Genomic DNA, 18,428 nt, shown 5'->3' with positions numbered 1-18,428 from the left:
CTCCATCAGACGTTGACGATGAAGACGCCCCGACTACTGCGCTGTTTCGGCTTCACCGGCATCGCTGCGCTCGCGGCCGGCTCGCTCCCCGCCCAGCCAGGCAGTGCCTCATCTGCCACCGAGGCCCACATCCGCGGCCTGGTGACTGACGCGTCCGGAGCAGCGCTGGAAGGCGCCAGAATCCGGGCCCGGCCCCGGAACGCGCTGGTCACGCCCTTCAACTCGCTCCGTTCGGCATCCGCCACCTCGGCGCCCGACGGTTCCTTTCGCGTCGAAGGGGTCGTCCACGGCCACGCCTACCGTCTGATCGCTCAGGCGGCCGGCTACGCGAGTGCCCTCCTTGATTTGCCGCCTCTCGAACCCGGCACGACGCTCGACCCCGTCCACCTGGTACTCGGTCCAGGCCGCCAGGTCCACGGCGTGGCGGTCGACACCGGCGGAGATCCCGTGGCCGAAGCCAATGTGTCCCTGCTCTGGCCCCTGGACCAGTCCGACTACAGGTCCCCTTTCGAAACTCCAGCCGCAACGACCAGGACAAACGAACAGGGCGCGTTCGTGTTCTCCGCCGTGGCCCACGGCGACTACGCACTGCGCCTACGCCATCCCGGGTACGCTGACCGCCCGCCCGCGGAGATCGACGTTCCAGCCGGCGATGCGACCCTCGATCTCGGCGATCTGACCCTCGTTTCCGGTGGGACGATCCACGGAGTCGTCCTCGGCGCCGACCGTGAACCGGTCGCAGGCGCCTGGATAAGGGCCCAGGCCCGGAACCAGTTCGGCAGCACTGCGCGGACGGCCACCGCCGATGCGGACGGTCGCTTCAGGCTCGAGGGCCTCTCTACCAATCTGGTTGATCTCGGCGTACGGGGTGCCGGCTACCCGCTTCTCGTTCGGCCGGGCGTACGCGTCGACGGTGAGAACCCGGTCCTGATCGAACTCCAGCCCGGAGGGATCGTTACGGGCAGCCTCGTCGACGCAGGCGGGAACAGCGCCGCCGGCGTCCCGGTGAGGCTCAGAAGAGAACACGACCGCCGTTCCGGCGGCAGCTCGGTCCTGTGGGGGCCGAGAGACAGCTTTCCCCGGCGAGTCACCGATGCCGACGGCCGCTTCCGTTTCGATGAAGTTCCGTCCGGCGCCTGGTCGGCCGAAGCGAGGAAGGGGGCGGAGGCGGCCAAGGTCGAGGCCTTCGAGCTGGTAGCGGGTGCCGAGCGGGAGATCGAACTGGTCCTGGGCACTGCCGACCGCCTGACCGTGACCGTCACGACTGCTCGCGGCGAACCCGTGGCCGGTGCGACCGTCCTGATCCGGTCCGGAGGGGAGAACAGGTTGAGCGGCTACGGCCAAACCAACGGCAGCGGCGAGGCGCAGCTCGACATCTCCCCCGGCCCCGCGACGGTCGAGGTGGAACACGAGCGACTCGGGGATGAATCGCGGCAAGTGGAACTGTCGCCCGGGGCCAACGAACTCCGGATCGAACTCCAGGCGATCGACCTCGAGAGCGACCTGGAGGGCGTCCGCATTGAGCTGGAAGCGGCTGCCGCGACGATCGCCGGCGTGGTCGTCAACGCCGCCACCGGCGAACCGATCTATCTTGCGCATCTGATCGCCGCGGATGCGGCCAGGGCACGCCACTGAAATGCCTGAGCTGAACCAGGGGTCGCCGACCAGAGTGAGCCGGCTGCTCCTGCTCCTCGGACTGGCCGGCCTCGCAGCCTCCGGACTCTGGGCCCAGCCCAACATCGACGTGCCGCTCGGGGTCACGGGCACGCTCGTCGACGAACGCGGAGTCGCCGCGGCCGGCGTCGAGGTCGTGCTCCGCCCCTACCCGAGCGACTACGAGATCGACCTCGACCTGCTCGGCTACGATGCCCTGCCACCGGCCGTGGACCGCGGCCAATCGGGCCTGGACGGCAGCTTCTCGCTCAGAGCGCCGGTCCCCGGCCCCTACCGCCTGGAGATCCGGACCGCGCCGCCAGTCGCCTCGCCGGATGCCGTCGTGCCCCTCGTGTACGGAGACCTCGTACCCCTGGAGGCACCGCGGGTTCTTGAACCCAATGAGCTGCCCAATCGACGTCTCGTGGCCGCCCGGGTCCTAGACGCCGACGGCCGACCGATCAAAGGAGCGTTGGTGGTCGCGATTCCCACCCGGTCCAGGTCCGCCCGTCAGGAACGGTCGGCCTCCGGCGAGGAGCGGAAACGCCTCCACACCCGCTTCCAACGCGCCTCCGCAAGAACGGATGCCCAGGGTGTCGCCCGCTTCCTCATGCCGACCGCGGATGCCAACGTCGTCGTTTCGGCGAAGGGCTTTGGTGTCGAGACGGGCGCCACGGAGTCCGGGCGTGCGACGTTCGTCCTAACACCCGACCCGGGCATCAGGTTCCGGGTCCGTGGACCGGACGGCGCACCGGCGCCCGGAGTCCTCCTGCGGACAACAGGCAACGCCAGGGCGCCCCTGGCACTAACCGACGAACAAGGCGACGTCACCGCCGGCAAGGTCGCCGGCACCGGGATCGCCTTCGAGTTGCTGGGCTGGGACAATGCCTTCGCCCGGGTTTCCCAGCCCGATGCCGCGGCCTCCGCCCCTGCTGCCTTTGAACGCATCGTCGATTCTCGGCTGGAACCGCCGCTCCGGATTCCGGGTCGCGTCATCGATCGCGTTTCCGGCTCTCCAGTCGAGAACGCAGCGATCTGGGTCGTGGGCGCCCCCGGCGAGAACGCGTTGAGCGCTCCCACTGGCGAGTTCCTGCTGGAATCCAGGCCCCGAAGAGAATCGAGGCGCCTGTGGGTCCAGGCCGAAGGCTACGTCGCAACGGGTGTGAGTGCACTAGTCCCTGAGGACGGCGTAACCAACGAGACGGCGGTCGCATTGAGACCGGCGGCTCCGCTCTATGGCTTTGTCACGGACCCCGCCGGCCAGCCGGTTGCCGGTGCAGACATCTCGGCCCGGCCTCGAACCACGGATTCGATCACCGGCATGATCGCCATCTGGCCGCCGGACGCGACCTCGGCGGACAACGGTTCATTCCGAATGTCCGGCATCGTTTACGGCAACCCGTACCGGCTCACGATCCGGGCCGCGGGATTCCCCAGTTCCGCCATCGAGCTGCCACCCTACGAGCCCGGCGCGGCCGCCAGTCCGGTCCGGATCCGGCTGGCCAATGGTCGTCAGGCCCGCGGCCGTGTCGTCGACACCGACGGCAACCCGGTGACCGGTGCGGAAGTCAAGCTGACGTGGCCGGAAGAGAAGCAGTCAAGGTTCGCGAGCCTCCTTAGGGAGGACGCCACCGAAGCGGTCGCAACCAACGAACAGGGGGCGTTCCGGATCGCCGCCGTGAACACTGGCGAGTACAACGTGAACGTGTCCCACAGCGAGCACGTCAGCCCCGGCGCTCTCCCGGTCGAAGTTCCCGAAGGGCGGGGAGAGATCGACCTCGGGGAGTTCACGCTGGTTCCAGGCGCCGAGATCCTCGGTGTTGTCGTCGGCCCCGAGCGGGAACCAGTCGAGGGAGCGAGCATACGGTTCCGCAGCTACAGTTGGGCCCGCGACCAGGAACGGACGGCCACAACGGACGCGGACGGCAACTTCCGGCTTGCCGGACTTCCGCACGAGCAGGTCGATCTCACGGTCGAAGCGGAGGGCTACGCCTTGTCCACGCTTCAAGGGGCACGACCGGCCACCGGGGAGCCGATCCTGATCCAACTCGCGCGAGGCGCCTCTCTCTCGGGCCGCGTACTGACGGCTGCGGGGACCGCTGCTGTCGGCGCCCGAGTCAACCTGGAGCCTGACGACTCGACCCGAATGCGGGTGCGCGACTGGTACTTGAGAGATACGAGGACACGGACCGATGGCGACGGCCGCTTCAGCTTCGGGCACGTGATTCCAGGACTCTGGTTCGTCGAAGCGAGCGCCGGCAGCGAGGCCGCCCGCTCCGATCGTCTCGAGTTCGTTTCCGGATCCGAGCGGACGGTCGAACTGCGGCTTCACGCCCAGGACCGTCTGACGGTCATCGTGACGGCTTCCTCCGGGCAACCCGTCACCGAAGCGCGGATTCGACTGGAGCCGAAGGACGCAGGCCAATCGAGCGAGTACGGCACGACGGACGGCAGCGGACGCGCCCGACTCGACGTCACCGCAGGCCCGGCCACACTGACTGTCCAGCATCCAGAACACCCGGACGACACACGGGAGATCGTCGTCGGCCCCGGAAACACCGAGATGGCAGTCCAACTCCAGGCCGGCGGCGAGATCAACGGCTTCGTCCGGTTCGCCAACGGCGCTCCGGCCTCGGCGACCGTCGAGGCCCATCCCGAGGAGGCCGCGAACACGGCAATCTACCTGCGAAAGTACGTGCATCCGCCGACCACGACGGTGTCCGGCAGCGACGGCTCCTTTCACCTCACTGGTCTGGAGGCCGGACGCTACTTCCTCGTCGCCCGTGCAGCCGGGCACGCGGAAAGCGGCCCCGCAGAACCGATCGACGTCGATGGCGGAGGCGCAGCCGGCGTCGAGATCGTGCTCGAATCCGGCGCCTCCCTCAGGGGCGCCGTCACCGGCCTGCCGCCCGCCGATCTGGCGCAGGTGACGATCACCGCGACGCGGCTTGCGCAGTGGCAAAGCGCCACGCCGGACACCGAAGGCAACTTCACCATGGAGAACCTGGCGCCCGGCACCTGGCAGGTCTTCGCCAGACGCGGCGATTCCTTCACGGCTCGTTCCGTCGAACGCGCCGTGACGATCGAAGCGGCCGGCGCGGAGGAGTTCGTCGAGCTTCCGTTCGAACGCGGTCTCCGGCTGACCGGGCAGGTGCTGGCCGCCGGCGAACCTCTGGTCGGCGTGCACCTGCGCGCCCAACACCTTGGGCGCGAGAGAGCAGCGCACGCGGAGGTCGATCAGGAGGGCCGCTTCGAGCTGGAGGGGCTGGAAGCCGGCTCCTATCGCCTGGCAGTTTCTTCCCCCTCCGGCGGCACGGAGTACCGGTCGATCGAGCTGCAGACAGACCTCGACGGCCTCCGGATCGATCTTCAGCCCGAGGCCATCCTGTCCGGAATCGTCCTCGACGCGACGACCGACTTGCCGCTCCGGGACGTCTATCTGACGGCTGGCGATGCCGCAGGTATGGCGGCCGTCGCGAGAGCCGGCGACGACCAGGCCGTCTATCGGTCAGCCCGGATCGCCGGCCACGACTTCAGCGCAGATGCCGGGAGATTCGAGATCCACCTCGGCCCCGGAGCCGAGCGGCTATGGGTCACCAGCGACGGCTACCAAGGCGCGCTGATCCCCCTGAACATCGCCCCGGGGCAGCGCCAGGAGGGGCTGGTGATTCGACTGCACCCTGAGCAGCGAGTCGAACCGTAGCCAAGTCTTCACCTCCGCTCGTAGGTGTACAGTCGCCGGCCGCTGGCCGAGACCGTCTCCACGTGACGAATCGCGGCGTACGGCTCGAGCGCCGCTTCCCATGCCTCCGGCGTGTAGTCGGCGAAGCGATCGCCGCGCAACGTGAGCAAATCGTCTACCCTCGGGTCGCCCTGGGGAACGAACTCGACCAGTCCGCGCGGAGCGAGGGAAACGAGCCACGCGGCAATTCGAGGCAACGGCACGTTGCGGCCGATGGCCAGGTGGTGTAGCACGGCCAACGCCACCAGGGCGTCAGCGCTCCGGGAACGGCGCGCCAGCGAGCGCCTCTCTGTCTGGGACCAGCCCTGGTCAGGCGACGGGTTGGCGAGGTCCTGGTAGAGGGGCAGGAATCGCAGGCGATCCGAACGCGCCCGGGCACAGGCGCTCTCCAACGCGCCGAAGTCGGAATCGAAGCCGATCACGCTGCGAACGCCCTCCTCCAGGGCGATCGCGGCGAACTCGCCCGTGTTGCAGCCGAGATCCCAAAGCTGCTCCGGCGGCGCCTTGGCAATGAAAGAGCGAACCGATTCAGCCTTGCGCGAGGCTTCGCCCGTGTCGTAGCTCGTCAGCAGGGAGTAATCGCTCCAGGTCGTGTCCGTGCCCTTGGGTTCGAGACTCTTGATCCAGCGCCGAAGCTGGGTCAGGAGACCCCGGTATGCGTTGCGAGGCAGCGGGCGTCTCTCCGTCCGTTTCGCCGCATCACTGCGCGAGTCGGCTCGCCGTTCGAAGCGAAGCGGCAGCAGGACATGGGCCTGCATTCTTGGTGACAAGCGCTTCCGACGCGGCAGCAAAGCCGCCAGTTCGCGGCCCGGGACCCCCTCCTGCATTCCGCGATACCAGGCGTTGTGAGGCACACCGAGCTCCGAGGCCAGCAACAGGGGATTCAGGAACTGTTCGCAGAACTGCGAATGGCCCTCCCAGTACTCGCCCTCGCGGTAGCGCCGCAGCGACAGCCAGTCGATGAACACCGGCTTGGCGCCCTTGAACTGCACGTTGTAGGCGCTCGCGTCGGAGAGCGAGATGCCCCTGTCGAGAAGCCGGATCTGTGTTTCCAGGTGGTGGAGTGCCGCCTCCTTCAGCAGCGAGAAGGGCCACTCGTACGGATAGGAGATGAAGGGCAGCCGGGGATGCTCCAGGACCAACCCCCCGGGCGGTGGCAGGACGCCGGCCTCGACCGGATCCACTTCCTCCGCCGCCACCAGCCCGCCCTCTACGACCAGTGCATCGACGAGACCGCACGCCCGCACATAGCGGTACTCCTCGACCGCTACCGGGGCGACGCTGCGGAAGATGCGGCCGTCTCGGCCCTCGATCACCTGCCCCGCCGGATCGCGGAAGGACGAAGGCTCGGCCTGGGACTCGCGCGCGGCCCCGGCTCGCACTACTCGGACTCTGGCTCGTCGTTGCTGCCGTAGCCGAAGAAGGCCTGGATACGCCGCCAGTAGTACTTGAAGGCGAGCGCAGCGGCCGCCACGCCACCGATCACCGCCTGCAGGATCATGCTGCCAGATGCTGGATCAAGGTAGGCGTGAGCCGCCTGCGGCAGGATCAGCGCCACGACCAGAGCAACCAGCAGACTCGTTCGATGCCCTGCCATTCATCTCCCTCCGGGGCGCGCTGCCGCACCCGCGTGAACCGTCGATGAAGACGAACAGATCCGGGGCGGTTCGTCAAGCGATGAGCGGCACCCCAACACGAGTCGAACGCAGCGCCACTGCCGCCAGGCACTGCTAGGCTGTCCAGCGGGCCGCCGATTCGCCATGCCTCGCCCTCCACCGAGGTCGCATCGCATGAGAGCAGCAAGCAGGCACCGCATTCGCCAACCACGTCGCGGCGGGTTCCTCCTCGCGGCCACGTTGACCACGGCGCTGGTCTGGATGTCGCCGCCGGGGCTTCTGGATCGGCCTGAGGCCGCCCTGCTTGCACGACAGCCGTCCAACGCACCCATCGTAGCCGGGCGCCTCATCGGCCCGGACCTCGAACCGGCAGCCGGTCTTGAAGTGCAACTGATCCCGGTCCCGGGCAGCCACGCTCGCCGGCTGCGGGAACTCGGCGTCTCCAACGCCGTGCCGATCGTCGACCGTACGCGTTCGGATTCCGAGGGGCGTTTCCAACTCGTGGCATCCCGGGCGGGCCCTCACCAGATCGAAATTCTGCCCACCGCTCCACGGACCGAACCGCCGACCGTTGTCACTCCGGTCTACGTCAGACGGGTTCTGCGCGCCAGGCCGAACGCCATCACGCCCGTCCAGCTTCCCAAGATGCATCACCTGGTCATCGGCGTCGTGGACGAGGAAGGCCAGCCGGTCGAAGGAGCGCTGGTCCTTGTCCAGGCCTCGGAGTGGTCCGAGCCCGCGTCCTGGCTGCATAGGGGCAAGACGTCACCAACCTTCGGTCGAGCGAGCGCACGCACCAACGAAGGTGGAATCGCGAGATTCTCCCTTCCTACCGCCAAGTCCAGCGTCGCCGTCTCGGCGCCCGGGTTCAACCTCAGCCTCGACGACCTGTCCCGGGACCGGGGGGCGTTCAGGCTCACGCGCGGGGAAGGCGTCACGTTCCGGGCTCTGGACCTCGACGGAGCGCCTGTCGCCCGAGCCGTGATCCGAGTCGGCGAGTACCAGGCCATTCCCCTGGCGCTCACCGACGACCGTGGCGAAGCAACCGTCGGTCTCGCCGGGAGAAAGGGAATCTCTTACCAGATCGAAGCCGAGGACGGCGCCTTCGCCCGCACCGCGCGCGTGAAGCGCGAGCCACCACTGTCCGGCGAACCGCAGATCGTGGAAGTCCGCCTCTGGCCCGCTTTCGAGCTTCGAGGCCAGGTGGTGGACGCCGAAACCGACGAGCCGGTCGACCTGGCAACGATCTGGATCGATGACAGGCTCGAAGGAACTGACCGCGGACAAGACAGACTGGCCTGGGCCCGTCCTGGTGGAGAGTTCACACTGAAAACCCGCGCCGACTACGTGCCGCAGGCGATCCGGATTGCCGCCGCGGGCTACGTCACGAAGCGGGTCTGGCTGGGACCGGAGCACTACGCGGCAGCCGATCGTCGCAAGCCGATCCGGGTCGAGATGCGGAAAGAGCGAAAAAGACAGGAGTGACGGCGCGTGGCATCCCGCCGCTGCGAACGAGACGGAGGGCCGAGAATGGCCAGTCTTGAGCGAACATGGCCGGAATCCGCAACCTGGTGTCCGGCGTTCTTCCCCTCGCCTCTCTAGAGTGGTGCGTGTAGCGCTCGGGCTACGACAACCAGGGAGAAGACACGATGCGGAGAGTACTGCTCGGCACCGCTTGCACGGGCTTGGCGCTTGGTCTCTCGACCGGCCTGACCGCCAATCGTCTGCACGCGCAGCCGCCGCCCGGTCCCGCACTAACCGTCACGGGTACGCTGGTCGACGAGCAGGGCGCACCGGCAGCGGGTCTGGATCTCGAACTGCGGCCCTCTCCGAGCCGCTACGAGCGCCGGCTCGAAGATCTGGGCGAGTCTGATCCCCTGAGCGAAGTCGTGGATTCGACCCGATCCGGCCCGGACGGTGCCTTCACGCTGACCGCGCCGGCCGTGGGTCCGTACCGGCTGGACATCTCCGCTCCATCAGAAAGCGCGGCGCCGGAAGCACGCGGCGTCGCCGTAGCGCCTGTGTCCCACAGCCTGGCGCCACTGGCGGCGCCGACCGTCCTGCCGCCCATCGAAGTCCCGAACTGGCACACTCTGACGGTCGGCGCGAAGGATCTCGAGGGCCGACCCGTCGAGGGCGCCCTGGTAGTTGCCGATCCCGTCCTGTGGCGTTCGGAACGCGCCGAAGCCAACGCGGCGCGGCCGCGATGGAATCAACCCCGGCAACGGATCTACCCGCGCTTCTGGCGCGCCGCCGCCCGCACCGATGCCACCGGAGTGGCCACGTTCTCGATGCCGACCGCGGAGGTGAACGCCTTCGTTTCGGCGCAGGGGTTCCGGCTGCGCGCTGGGCCCGTCGGAGATCGCGGCGGCGTCTTCGAGTTGACACCGGGGCATGGCGTCACCGTCCGAGTACTGGATCCGCGCGGCAGGCCGGCGCCCCGCGCCGTGGTCACCGTCGGCGAGAGCCAGGACGTACCGCTGGCGCTGACCGACGAACGCGGCCAGGCGACGGTAGGCCTCACGTCGGACCAGAGCCTCATCTACCAGGCGATTGCCGAGGATCACTCCCTGGCCTGGACCGCTCCCCTGGGACCGGAGGCCAGCGACGCCGGCGTCCCCGCGAACGTCGAGGTCCGGCTCAGGCCGCCGGCCGAGATCGCCGGTCGCGTCACTGACAAGAGCACCGGCGGTCCGGTCCCCGGTGCGGCGATCTGGCACCGACCCGGCGAGCAAACGCGATCAGGCCCGGGCGGCGCCTTCGTCCTGCGCACCTGGCTCCACCGCGGCCGGGCGCAGGTCGGCATCGCCGCCGACGGCTACCAGGCAACCAGCGCCATGGTGACAGCCGAGCGGATCGGGTCCGCCGATGGCGTCGACATCGCGCTGGCGCCGGCGGCGCTCCTCGGCGGTCAGGTCGTCGACGCGGCCGGCCGGCCGGTCGCGGGCGCCTACCTGTGGATCGAACCGACCGGTCAAAGTGGCGGCTGGAGCATCGGCCCCGGAACCTGGAGGGCGACTTCGGCCGCCGATGGGAGGTTCTTCGTCTCCGGTGTCGCGTCCGGTCACACCTACCGTCTCCACGCTGAGGCGGACAGCTACGCACCTGGAACCATCTCCATTCCGGCGGCGCCCGCGGGCTCGACGCGGAAGCCCGTTCGGCTCGTGCTCACGCGCGGCCGCCTTGTCCAGGGGGCGATCACCGATACGCACGCCGCTCCCATTGCGGGCGCTGAGGTCGCCCTGCTACCGGTCGCTGTGACGGGAGCCGGCGGGTACTCACAGAACATCGCCGCCCGGCGAACCAGCACGACCGACGCCCGCGGCGTGTTCGAGTTCGCCGGCACCCCACCCGGACGCCACCAGCTGACCGCGAGCCATCCGGAGTACGTCAGCGTCCGGGCGACGGCATTCGAGGTGCCGCCAGGCGAGGGGACGAAGGACGTGGGTATCCTCACGCTCGATGTCGGCGCGGCGATCGAGGGCGTCGTGCGTGACTTCCAGCGCCGCCCCGTGCGTGGCGCCCAGGTCAAGGTCCACCAGAACAACATCGACCATCTCCGGCCTCTCGACCCGGAAATCCGGACCGCGCTGACGGAAACGGACGGCACGTTCCGCATCGCCGGACTGCGCGCCGAGCCGGCCGACCTCGTCGTCGAGGCCGAAGGCTACGAGCGCCTTGAGGTCAACGCAGTGAGCCCGCAGGCCGGGAGGCTGATCGAGGTCCAGTTGGGCGAGGGGGCCAGACTCGCCGGCCGGGTGCTCGACGCGGACGGCGAGGGCGTCGCCAACGCGTACATCTGGCTCCGACTCGACCGCAAACCGGGCCTCAGCCGCACAGCGTGGAGTCCCGAAGCTCCCAGACACGATGCGACAACCGACAGCGACGGCCGCTTCCTGTTCGAGGCTCTCGGGGCGGGACCCTGGTTGGTCGACGTCGGTGGCGAGCAGTTGGCGGAAGACATCGGCGCCATCCCGCTTCGGCCGGGCGAAGAGCGCGAGATCGAACTCCACCTGAGCGCCCGGGCCCACCTCGCCGGCGTGGTAACCGACCCGTACGGCGAGCCGGTCACCGGAGCGGAGATCCTCGTTCAGCCGCGCGACGCGGCAGGTCAGGTGACAGGAACGCACCACAGCGCCCGAACCGATGCCGGCGGCGGCTACCAGGCCTACCGCGTTCCCTCGGGTCCCGCACGGATCGTCGCCCGCCATCCGGACTACCGGGACGGTGTGGCGGAGGTCGTGATCGACGGTGGAACGAACGAAGTCGATCTCAAGTTGCAACCGGGCTGGGAGATCTCCGGAACCGTCACCACAGCCGCCGGCGCGCCGCTGGCCCTTGCAAGAGTCGAGGCCTACCTGAGCGAGCCGCCGGCATCGCTGGACGATCTGGCCGACGCCCGGCGACAGGTCCTTCCCAGGGTCCCCCTGGAGGCCGTCACCGACCAGAGCGGCAACTATCGAATCGGCGGCCTGGACCACGGGAGGTACGAACTACGGGCCCACGCGGACGGCTACGCACGCGCCGCGTCAGGCCGCTTCCCGGTGCGGGTCGCTGGCGTATCGGTCGCCGGCGTCGACTTCGTTCTACATCGCGGAATCACGCTGCGCGGCGCCGTAACGGGCCGCCCGCCCGAAGCATTCGCCGGCATCTCGGTTAGGGCCGCCCAGGAACGCCTCCTCGGCGGCATCACGACCCCCGACCTCGAGGGCGGGTTTGAACTGGACGCTCTCGGGCCGGGGAGATGGACTGTCAGCGCCGAAGAAGCCGACGGACGCAGGGTCGAGCGATCGGTCACGCTGGAAACCGGTCCAGGCGAGGCGTTCGTGGAGCTGCGCTTCGAACCCGGCTTCACCCTGACCGGCGAAGTCCTGTCCCAGGGGCGACCTTCCGCCGGCGGCGAGGTCTACGTCGTCGAGGGCACCACGCGGTACGGCCCGGGGCGCACGGCGCGGATCGATCAGCAGGGCCGGTTCCACATCGACGGCCTCGCGGCCGGTTCATACAAGGTGATGATCGCAGAACAGAATGGCGTCACCCACTCCCGCAAAATCGAGCTCCAGGCCGACCAGGACATCTTCGTCGACCTGGATCCGCCGGCGGTGCTGGCCGGAACCGTCATCGACGCCGTGACCCGGGAGCCCGTCGCGGGCGCCAACCTGGTCGCCATTGTCGTGGACCCGGAGGCGGAGCTCGCCCCGGGCGCCGAGGAGGAGTGGATCCCGGCCGGGTTCACCCAGAGCAACGCGAACGGCGAGTACCGGCTTGAGTTCGCACCTCGAAAGGCGACCTCCCTGATGGTCCAACGGCAAGGCTACGACGGGTTCGGCGTAGCCCTCGACCTGGCGCCGGGCGAACGCCGCGGCGGCTTCCTGATCGAGCTCAAGCCCCGAGTAGCCGCCCCATCCGTCCCTGCGTCGAACCCGACCTGGCAGAGCCCTTCGCGCTCAGTACCTAGCCGCCGGGACGGGGGACGCTCAGGCGCGACACGCCGGCCAGGTCCGCCATCCTGCGGTCCAGGGTCAGAACCTCCAACCCGGCGCGCGAGTAGTCATCGGCGATCAGACGATTGAACAAGCCCGGGCCGCCACTCGCTTCCAGCGCCGCGAACACCGCGCGCCCGTTGAGTGGCGAGACGAGGCCACTGCGAAGCACCTCGAGCAGCCCGGCTCGGACCTCCGGCTTCGACACCCTGTAGTGATGCTGAACGGCAACGTACGCCTCGCCGATCACCTGGTTCGAGGCGAAGATCTCGCTTCCCTCGTGCTCGACCAGCAAGATCAGCCCGGCGACGCAGTCCAGGAAGTCCTCCCTGGGTTCCCCGGTGAGCAAACGCACCAGGACCGAGGTGTCAATCCCGAAGCGCCGGGTCATGCGCTTGCGAGCGGAACGACTCAAGGTCGAAGGGGCCGACCCCCTTCTTCAGCTTGCCGCGTAGCGGCGCCAGACGATCTCGGTGGATGCGGCGCGGGCGGAGCCGAAATCCATCTGAACCTTCGATCAGCTCCAGCCGGTCTCCAGGCCCCACCCCGAGGGCGTCGAGTACTCGCGCCGGAAACGTGACCTGACGTTTCGATGTGATCTTGACGATCATCTCGATCTCCTTACCGTCGAGGCTATTCTGGTAAGGCATCCGGCGTCAAGGCACGGCCTGTCAGTGCCACCCGACACCAAGTCGTAGGATTGCCGCCGCTCAGCCAAGAACAGAGGCCACCGCCCAACGCAGAAGGAGAATCACAGTGGACATAGCGAACAGGATCATGGTCGTCACCGGCGGCGCCTCCGGCATCGGCAAGGCGCTGGCCGAGGCGTTCAACCGCGAGGGCGCGCGGCACGTCGTCGTCGCCGACCGCGACGAGACCGGAGCCAAGGAAGTCGCCGAGGCCATCGGCGGCACCGGCGTCGGCCTGGACGTGGCGGACGAGGGAGCCGTCCGCGACCTGGTCGCGGCGACGCAGGCGAACATTGGCCCGATCGACCTCTTCATGTCGAACGCGGGCTACGTCACGATCGGCGGGCTCGAGGTGCCGAACAAGGAGATCAACGACATGTGGGACGTCCACGTGATGTCCCACGTCTACGCCGCGCGGGCCGTCCTGCCCTCGATGATCGAGCGCGGCGAGGGCTACATCATGAGCACGGCCTCGGCAGCCGGGCTCCTGACCCAGCTCGGATCGCTCGCCTACTCGCTGACCAAGCACGCCGCGGTGGCACTGGCGGAGTGGATCGCGATTACTCATGGCCACCAGGGCATCCGGGTCTCGGTGCACTGCCCGCAGGCGGTGCGAACGAACATCGGGGCCAACAGCCCGAACCCGCAGCGCCGGGACGCGCTGTCCGTCGGCGTCGCTTCGGGAGACGGCGTGTTGACCTCCGAACAGGCCGCCGACGCCTGCATCGAGGCGGTGCGCGCGGAGCGGTTCTGGGTACTTCCCCACCCCGAGGTCGCCGAGTACGTACGGCGCAAGGCGACCGACATCGACCGCTGGCTGCACGGAATGCGGCGGTTCCAGGGGCGGCTCTACGAGGGCAGGCAACTGCCCGGCGACTGGTTCACCGATTCCCAGGGCAACTGACGTGACCGCGTCCGGCGACCCGGTCGTCTCGAGCCGGAAGGACGGCGTCGCCGAGATCGTGCTGAACCGGCCCGCCCGCCGCAACGCTGTGACTGGGCCGCTGGCGAAGCGGCTGCACGAGGAGGTCGTCGCGGCGACCGAAGACGACGAGGTCGCCGTGCTGCTGATCCGCGGCGCCGGCGGGGCCTTCTGCTCCGGCCTCGACCTCGGCGAGTTCCGAGCCGACCCGCCGCCGGACTGGATGCCGGACTTCAGCGGCCTGTGGCTCGACGTCCATGCGGCCCTCTACGACTGTCCGAAGCCGATCGTCGTCGCCTTGGAGCGATTCGCGATCAACGCGGGCTCGGCGCTGGCGCTCGCGGCCGACCTGCTGGTCGCCGGCGAGCAGGCTTTCCTGCACGTCGGCGAGATTCAGATGGGGATGGCGGCGCCGATGAACATGGCCTGGCTGCGGCTGCGCCACCCGGAGAGCGTGGCGGCGCGGCTGGCGATCATCGGCCGTCGCTACCCGGGACCAGAGCTTGCGGCAATGGGCGTTGCCTCCGAGGTCGTCGCCGACGACGCCGTGCTCGACCGCGCCCGGGAACTTTCCGCGACCATCGCCGGTTATCCCCCGCGGGGCGTCCAGGCGATCAAGCGAACGATCCTTGGCGGGCGGCCCGCAACCTCCGGTCGGGACTGGTTCGCTCAGTTCCGCGCCGGCTGACGACTCGACGGGGACGGGCCGCATGCCGGCCGGGGCCCGCGATAGGCTAAGGGGTAATGACGGCCTTCTCATTAGACGACAAATACACGCTCACTGAAGGCCGCGTCGCAATCACCGGTGTCCAGGCTCTTGTCCGGCTACCGATGGACCAGCACCGCCGCGACCGGGAAGCCGGTCTGCGGGTTGGCGCCTTCATCAGCGGCTATCCCGGATCGCCGCTGGGTGAATACGACAAGCAGCTTCAGCGAGCGAACCGGCTGTTGGCGGACCACGACGTGGTCTGCCGACCCGCGATCAACGAGGAGACAGCGGCGACCGCGATCTACGGCGCCCAGCTCCTGGAACGTTTTCCCCACGAACGCTTCGACGGCGTAGTCGGCATCTGGTACGGCAAGACGCCCGGCGTCGACCGCACCGGCGACGCGTTCCGCCACGGCAACTTCATCGGTACAGGCAAGCACGGCGGCGTCCTCGTCCTGGCCGGCGACGACACCGCCTGCAAGAGCTCGACAATCCCCGGCGACAGCACGATCAGTCTCTTCGACCTCTCGATCCCGGTGCTATATCCGGGCGACCCGGCCGAGGTGCTGGACTTCGGCCTGCACGGGATCGCCCTGTCGCGGTACGCCGGCCTGTGGACCGCCCTCAAGATCGTGACCAACGTCGCCGACGGCGGCGCCGTGATCGACCTGCCGCATCCCCGGCCACCGGTTCTGCCCGACCTCGACATCGGCGGCCGCCGCTTCGAGAAGCAGCTCGACATGCGGCTCCTGCCCCCCTACTCGATCGAGCTCGAGCGGCAGATCTTCTCCGAGCGCACGGCAGCCGCCCTGGCGTACGTCCACGCGAACGGCCTCGACAGCGTCCGTTGCGCCAGCCCCGGCGATCGCATCGGCCTGGTCGCGGCCGGAAAGCCCTACCGCGACCTGCGCCTGGCGCTCGAACTGCTCGGCCTGGACGAGGCCGCGCTGGACCGCCACGGCATCCGCGTGCTCAAGCTCGGCTGCATCGCGCCGATCGAGCCGCGGCGCCTGCGCGAGTTCGCCGAGGGTCTCGAAGAGATCGTCGTCATCGAGGACAAGCGCGGCTTCGTCGAGACGCAGATCCGCCAGGTCCTTTACAACCTGCCCGACCGGCCCCTGGTCGGTGGCAAGGAGACGCCCGCCGGCGAGACACTGTTCCCGATGCACGGGGAACTCGAAGGCCACGACATGGCGCGCATTCTCGGTGCCTACCTGGAACGGCGCCTGCCGGGCGCCGTACCGGCCGAGAAGCTGGCGCATCTCCGGGCCGGCGCCGAGTCCGCCGAACTGGCCACGAAGCTGCCCGCCGCGCTGCCGCGCACGCCCTACTTCTGCAGCGGCTGCCCCCACAACACCTCGACCCAGCTTCCCGAGGGCTCGGACGTCGCGGGCGGCGGCATCGGCTGCCACGCGATGGCGATGTGGATGGACCGAGGCGTGAGCTGGCTGCCGCAGATGGGCGGCGAGGGCGCCTGCTGGATCGGTCTGGCGCCCTTCACCGAACAGGAGCACGTGTTCCAGAACGTCGGCGACGGCACCTACGCCCACTCCGCCAGCAAGGCGATCGAGGCCTGCATCGCCGCGGACCTCCACATGACCTTCCGCATCCTCTACAACTCCGCCGTCGCCATGACGGGAGGTCAGGACGCGGTGGGGCTGCTCAGTTCGATGGGCGTCGCCAGGCAGCTTCAGCTCCAGGGCATGAAGCGGGTCGTCCTGGTGACCGAGGATCTGGAGCGCTTCCCCCACCGGGACGACAGCGGGGTCGAGATCCGGCACCGTCGTGACTACGACCAGGTCCTCAAGGAACTGCGGGCTATCAAGGGCCCGACGGCCGTGGTCTACGACCAGCAGTGCGCGGCCGAAAAACGGCGCGAGCGCAAGCGCGGCATCCAGGAGACGCCGAAGCAGCGGGTCTACATCAACCCGGCCGTCTGCGAAGGCTGCGGCGACTGCGCGGCGAAGTCGAACTGCCTGTCCGTGGCGCCCCTCGAAACGGAGTACGGCCGAAAGACCCAGATTCACCAGTCGTCTTGCAACCTGGACTACTCCTGCATCGAGGGGGACTGCCCCGCCTTCATGACCGTCGAACTGGGCGATGGGACGAAGCCGGTCCGGCGCGCCGCCGCGGCGCCGCTCGCCGAGGACGAGACGCCGGAACCCGTCCGTCAACTGCCGGACGACGCCACCTTCCGGGCGCTGCTCGTGGGCATCGGCGGCACCGGCGTAGTGACTGTCGACGCGATCCTCGTCACCGCGGCCCTCATGGAGGGCCGGTACGCGGTCCACCTCGACCAGACTGGCCTGGCGCAGAAAGGCGGCGCCGTCGTATCGAACCTGCTGCTCAGCCGCGGGCCGATCCCCCGGGCCAACAAGCTCGGCGACGGCGAAGCCGACCTGGCGCTTTCCTTCGACCTGCTGGCCACGATCGCTCCCGACAACCTGAAGCGGTTCTCACAGGACACGACGGCCGTGGTCGGCAACACCGCCGGCATCAGCCCGGCGGCCGTGATCACGGACAGCGCCGCCCGCATGCCCCCGCTCGACGAGCTGCGCAAGCGACTTGCCCTGTTCACCGACAGCGACCGCAGCTACTTCGTCGACGCCGAGGCCGCCACCGAGCGCCTGCTCGGCAACAGCGTCACCGGCAACATCTTCCTGGTCGGCGCCGCCTACCAGCAGGGCCTGCTGCCGCTCCAGGCGCGCTTCATCGAGCGGGCGCTGGTGGCAAACGGCGTTGCTGTCGAAGACAACATCCAGGCCTTCCGCTACGGCCGCCTGTCCGTCGCCGATCCGGAGCGGTTCCGGCGCGCCGCCGGACTCGCCGAGCCAGAGGCGCCGACCGCGGCCGCGGCGGTGGACGCCGCCCGCGAGCGCCTCGAGCGCTGGGCGCCGAAGCTCGGGCCGCAGCTCGACCGGCTCCTCGCCGCCGCGCCGCGGGGAGGGTCGCTCGACCGCCTCCTGCCCGGCCGCGTCGCCGACCTGCTGCTCTACGGCGGCGGCTTCGCCGAGCGCTATCTCGGCTTCGTCGGCGAGGTCGCCGACGCCGAGGAGTCGAAGCTGCCGGGGCACACCGCCGTACGCGAAGCGGCGGCCCGCTACGGCTTCAAGCTGCTGGCGGTCAAGGACGAGTACGAAGTCGCCCGCCTGTGGATCCAGGACCCGACCTGGGACCAGGTCTCCCGCGACTACGACGGCTCGCTCAGCCGCCAGGTCCTGCTCCACCCGCCGACCCTTCGCCGGTTCGGCTGGAAGCGGAAGATCCGCCTGGGAGCCTGGTCGCGCTCGCTGTTCCGGTTGCTGTACGCGGCCCGCGGGCTTCGCGGCACGGCGCTCGACATCTTCGGAGCGACCAGGCATCGCCGCCTGGAGCGCGGCCTGTTCGACTGGTACCGCGGCCTGGTCCAGGGTGCCCTCGAACGGCTCGACTCGAACGCCGCGCCGGCGGTCGTCGAGCTGGCGGAACTTCCCGACTCCATCCGCGGCTACGAGGGCGTCAAGGAGCGCACGGTCACCTCGGCCAGGTCGCGGGCCAGGCAGCTCCAGCGCCAGCTCGACGAAGAGCCTGCTGGCTCCAGGGTCGCCTGAAGCGGCGACCGCGCTAGGATCCCC

At 69.2% G+C, this 18,428-nt stretch carries 11 protein-coding genes; 7 read left to right on the top strand and 4 right to left on the bottom strand.

What is annotated here, in order from left to right; all coding sequences use genetic code 11:
- The first annotated feature begins 18 nt into the window (after positions 1 to 18).
- Positions 19 to 1,635: a carboxypeptidase regulatory-like domain-containing protein gene (locus OXI49_05435; GenBank protein ID MDE2689937.1), complete on the top strand. Its 1,617-nt coding sequence runs from the start codon at positions 19 to 21 to the stop codon at positions 1,633 to 1,635.
- Position 1,636: 1 nt separating this feature from the next.
- Positions 1,637 to 5,356, top strand: coding sequence for a carboxypeptidase regulatory-like domain-containing protein (locus tag OXI49_05430; GenBank protein MDE2689936.1), 3,720 nt, complete (start codon positions 1,637 to 1,639; stop codon positions 5,354 to 5,356).
- An 8-nt stretch (positions 5,357 to 5,364) separates the two neighbouring features.
- On the opposite strand, the gene OXI49_05425 is transcribed toward OXI49_05430, so the two are convergent.
- Both OXI49_05425 and OXI49_05420 read right to left on the bottom strand, forming a co-directional pair.
- Positions 5,365 to 6,777, bottom strand: a complete 1,413-nt coding sequence (locus tag OXI49_05425; GenBank protein ID MDE2689935.1) for a class I SAM-dependent methyltransferase — start codon at positions 6,775 to 6,777, stop codon at positions 5,365 to 5,367.
- Entirely contained in the window at positions 6,777 to 6,992 is a 216-nt protein-coding gene (locus OXI49_05420; protein ID MDE2689934.1) for a hypothetical protein, read from the bottom strand. The genes OXI49_05425 and OXI49_05420 overlap by 1 nt, the downstream gene beginning before the upstream one ends.
- Before the next feature lie 193 nt (positions 6,993 to 7,185).
- On the opposite strand from OXI49_05420, the gene OXI49_05415 reads away from it, so the two are divergent.
- Positions 7,186 to 8,496: a carboxypeptidase regulatory-like domain-containing protein gene (locus tag OXI49_05415; protein MDE2689933.1), complete on the top strand. Its 1,311-nt coding sequence runs from the start codon at positions 7,186 to 7,188 to the stop codon at positions 8,494 to 8,496.
- A 164-nt stretch (positions 8,497 to 8,660) separates the two neighbouring features.
- On the top strand, positions 8,661 to 12,584 hold the full coding sequence (locus tag OXI49_05410; GenBank protein ID MDE2689932.1) for a carboxypeptidase regulatory-like domain-containing protein: 3,924 nt from the start codon (positions 8,661 to 8,663) through the stop codon (positions 12,582 to 12,584).
- On the opposite strand, the gene OXI49_05405 is transcribed toward OXI49_05410, so the two are convergent.
- Together OXI49_05405 and OXI49_05400 are read right to left on the bottom strand one after the other, a co-directional pair.
- A complete protein-coding gene (locus OXI49_05405) occupies positions 12,466 to 12,885 on the bottom strand; it encodes a hypothetical protein (GenBank protein MDE2689931.1) in 420 nt (139 codons plus the stop codon). The genes OXI49_05410 and OXI49_05405 overlap by 119 nt on opposite strands.
- Positions 12,863 to 13,144, bottom strand: coding sequence for an AbrB/MazE/SpoVT family DNA-binding domain-containing protein (locus OXI49_05400; protein MDE2689930.1), 282 nt, complete (start codon positions 13,142 to 13,144; stop codon positions 12,863 to 12,865). The genes OXI49_05405 and OXI49_05400 overlap by 23 nt, the downstream gene beginning before the upstream one ends.
- A 106-nt stretch (positions 13,145 to 13,250) precedes the next feature.
- Here OXI49_05400 and OXI49_05395 point away from each other — a divergent pair, with 106 nt between their 5' ends.
- From OXI49_05395 to OXI49_05385, 3 genes are read left to right on the top strand one after another with little or no spacing between them, the layout of a single operon-like run.
- Complete coding sequence (locus OXI49_05395) at positions 13,251 to 14,087, top strand: SDR family NAD(P)-dependent oxidoreductase (protein ID MDE2689929.1); 837 nt, start codon at positions 13,251 to 13,253, stop codon at positions 14,085 to 14,087.
- Position 14,088: 1 nt separating this feature from the next.
- Complete coding sequence (locus tag OXI49_05390; GenBank protein MDE2689928.1) at positions 14,089 to 14,793, top strand: enoyl-CoA hydratase/isomerase family protein; 705 nt, start codon at positions 14,089 to 14,091, stop codon at positions 14,791 to 14,793.
- Between the two features lie 56 nt (positions 14,794 to 14,849).
- Entirely contained in the window at positions 14,850 to 18,404 is a 3,555-nt protein-coding gene (locus OXI49_05385; GenBank protein MDE2689927.1) for an indolepyruvate ferredoxin oxidoreductase family protein, read from the top strand.
- Positions 18,405 to 18,428: the final 24 nt, after the last annotated feature.

The sequence above is a fragment of the Acidobacteriota bacterium genome, assembly GCA_028875725.1.
GTDB lineage: Bacteria > Acidobacteriota > Thermoanaerobaculia > Multivoradales > Multivoraceae > Multivorans.
Note: the sequence above shows the minus strand (reverse complement) of the source record. Positions and strands in the feature narration are given on the sequence as shown.